Source organism: Micromonospora sp. AMSO12t, from assembly GCF_008806585.1.
GTDB lineage: Bacteria > Actinomycetota > Actinomycetes > Mycobacteriales > Micromonosporaceae > Micromonospora > Micromonospora reichwaldensis.
On record NZ_WAAS01000439.1, the window covers coordinates 1 to 3069 of the forward strand.

Annotated in this window: 2 protein-coding genes and 1 pseudogene; 1 reads left to right on the plus strand and 2 read right to left on the minus strand. The window is 74.8% G+C overall.

Features of this window, described 5'->3' with window-relative positions; all coding sequences use genetic code 11:
• Window positions 1-346 (plus strand): annotated as a pseudogene (locus F6X68_RS33775) (hypothetical protein); the annotation flags it as partial.
• Window positions 347-417: 71 nt separating this feature from the next.
• On the opposite strand, the gene F6X68_RS31895 reads toward F6X68_RS33775, so the two are convergent.
• Entirely contained in the window at window positions 418-1587 is a 1170-nt protein-coding gene (locus F6X68_RS31895; RefSeq protein WP_192581633.1) for an NADH-quinone oxidoreductase subunit D, read from the minus strand.
• The gene (locus tag F6X68_RS31900; protein ID WP_151457720.1) at window positions 1584-2825 is read right to left on the minus strand and encodes an SAM-dependent methyltransferase; all 1242 of its coding nucleotides are present in this window, start codon (window positions 2823-2825) and stop codon (window positions 1584-1586) included. The genes F6X68_RS31895 and F6X68_RS31900 overlap by 4 nt, the downstream gene beginning before the upstream one ends.
• Window positions 2826-3069 lie beyond the last annotated feature (244 nt).

The window sequence follows — 3069 nt, forward strand, 5'->3', positions numbered from 1 at the left end:
CGAGTACCGGGTCGCGGACCGCTGGGCGTCGGTCCGGCGGGACGAGCCGCGCCGGGGTCCGGACCGGGCGGACGACGGGTGGCGCGGCGGCTGGTCGGAGCCGGACGGCGCCCCGGCCCTGCCGGCCGGCGGGGTGCCGGTGCCCGACGAGTGGCGTGCGCCCCGTCAGCGGGGACAGCAGCCCGAGGCGCGGCACGACGCCGGTCAGCCCGAGGCGCACCGCACCCGTCGGGCGGAGCCCGAGCCGCAGCGGTACGGCCGGCGGCAGGAGGAGCCCTACGGCTACCCGCCGCAGGACGACGAGCCCCGCGCGGGCGGAGCCCGCAACGCCGACCGCTGGCGCTGACCCCGGACGGCGGTTCCGACCGGGCAGCCGCCGCGCCGCCCGCCGCGACCGGACGGGCGTACGCGGCCGGGTCACTTGTCGATGTCGCCGACCACGAAGAACATCGAGCCGAGGATGGCGATCAGGTCCGGTACCAGGCAGCCGGGGAGCAGGGTGGCCAGCGCCTGCACGTTCGCGTACGACGCGGTGCGCAGCTTCAGTCGCCACGGCGTCTTCTCGCCCCGGGAGACCAGGTAGTAGCCGTTGATGCCGAGCGGGTTCTCGGTCCAGGCGTAGGTGTGCCCCTCGGGGGCCTTGAGCACCTTCGGCAGTCGGGTGTTGACCGGCCCGGTGAGCCGGTCCACCCGGTCCAGGCACTGCTCGGCGAGGTCGAGCGAGGCGTACACCTGGTCGAGCAGCACCTCGAAGCGGGCGTGGCAGTCCCCGGCGGTCTTCGTCACCACCGGCACGTCCAGCTGGTCGTAGGCCAGGTAGGGCTCGTCGCGGCGCAGGTCCAGGTCGAGGCCGGAGGCCCGGGCGACGGGCCCGGACGCGCCGAACGCGGCGGCGTCCGCCGCGGAGAGCACCCCGACGCCGACCGTACGGGCCAGGAAGATGTCGTTGCGCCGGATGAGGTTGTCCAGGTCCGGCATCCGCCGGCGGACCTCGGCGATGGCGGCCCGCGCCCGGCCGGTCCAGCCGGCGGGGATCTCCTCCTTGAGCCCACCGACCCGGTTGAACATGTAGTGGATCCGGCCGCCGGAGACCTCCTCCATGACCGCCTGGATGGTCTCCCGTTCGCGGAACGCGTAGAACATCGGCGTGATCGCGCCGATCTCCAGCGGGTAGGAGCCGAGGAACATCAGGTGGTTGAGCACCCGGTTCAGCTCCGCGAGGGCCATCCGCAGCCAGGTGGCCCGCTCCGGCACCTCCATGCCCATCAGCCGTTCGACGGCGAGCACCACGCCCAGCTCGTTGGAGAAGGCCGAGAGCCAGTCGTGCCGGTTGGCCAGCACGATGATCTGTCGGTAGTCGCGGACCTCGAAGAGCTTCTCGGCGCCCCGGTGCATGTAGCCGACGATCGGCTCGCAGGCCACCACCCGCTCGCCGTCGAGCACCAGCCTGAGCCGGAGCACGCCGTGCGTGGAGGGGTGCTGCGGCCCGATGTTGAGCACCATGTCGGTGCCGAGCTGATCGCCGCCGGCCCCGGTGCCGACGGTCAGCTCGCGGAGGTCGCCAGCGTCCGTGGTCATGGACGTCATCGTGCCATGAACCGCGCGGGGTCGACGCCGACCGGTTGCCGCAGCCACCAGTGCCCGCCCAACCCGGCCGGGTCGGTCAGCTCGGCCACCGCCGACGCGGCGGCGAGCGCCCGCACGTACCCGGCCGGGTCGCTGGCGGCCAGGCTGAGCGGGGGTCGGCCGCCGTCGGCCCCGAGCGCCCGCAGCGCCTCCCGCTGCGACACCAGGTCGTACGCGCACCGCGCGACCCGGGCGCCGGCGGAGGCGACCGAGTCGACGGCGACGTGCGCGGTGACGTCGCGGCTCCCGTCCGGCACCGGGGGCACCTGCCGCCCGCCCCGGTACCCGGTCAACGTCCCGTCCACGGGCCGGCCGTCCCGCAGGTGCCCGTAGTCCACCGCCAGCGCCAGCCCCCGGTCGAGCTTTCCCACCGCCTCGGCCCAGGCCTCGTCGCGCGTCCGGCCGATCTCGGCTCTGACTGCTGTCAGGGGTTCCAGGCGGTCGCTCCGGGCGGTCAGGTTTGATCCCTCCGCCGATCGGGCCGTCCGGAGCCCCGACCCGGCCGGGCCGGTCCCGTCGATGTCGGCCGCCGGCACCGGCCACCACCGGGTGAGCCAGTCCGCGTCGGCGGGGTCGACCGGGTCGTCCACGGTCTCCTCGCCGGTGGCCGGGTCGACCAGCAGGTAGCGCCACCCTTCGGCGGTGTGCACCGCCACGTCGAGCGGCACGTTGTCCAGCCACTCGGTGGCCACCAGCAGCCCGGTGATCCCGTCGGGGATCTCGTCGAGCCAGTCGATCCCGTCGGGCAGGTCGGCCGGTCGGGGAGCCTTCTCGACCGCGGTGAGGCGTACCCGGGAGGCGAGCGGAACCGACGCGGAGGGCGCGGGACCGGCGGCCGGCGGGCCGGAAGAGGCCGAGGGCCGGGCGGCGGCCGGGGGAGTCGAGGTTGCCGGGGAGCCCGTCCGCGGAGGGATCAAGCCTGACCGCCCGGAGCGGGCGGGCTCCCCGGCAACCCCCAGCGCGGCGGAGAGCGCACGCAGCAACTCGGCCCGGCCCGCCCCTACGTCCACGACGCGGAGGTCGGCGGGGTGGCCGAGTGCGGCGTCGACCTGCTCGACGAGCCGCAGCAGCGCATCGGCGAAGGCCGGAGACGCGTGCACGCTGGTGCGGAAGTGGCCGGCGGGGCCCGACCCGGAGACGAAGAAGCCGCCCGGCCCGTAGAGGGACCGTTCCATCGCGTCCCGCCAGCGCTCCGGCATCAGTTCGTTCCTCCCGAGCTGCCTGTCCTGCCCGCCACCGGCCGGCCGTACGGCGTGCGTCACCGGCCCGACCCTACGGTCAGCCGGTCGGAGCGGACGTTCCATCCCCGGGTGTGCCGCCGGTGCCGCCGGTGAACGTTTTCACACATCCTTGTCCCGCTTCCGTAACCCCGGCGCATACTTGCCATCGACCGGTACCCCTTCTCGAGGACTGGATCGTCGCCCATGAGCGCACCCCCGCGCC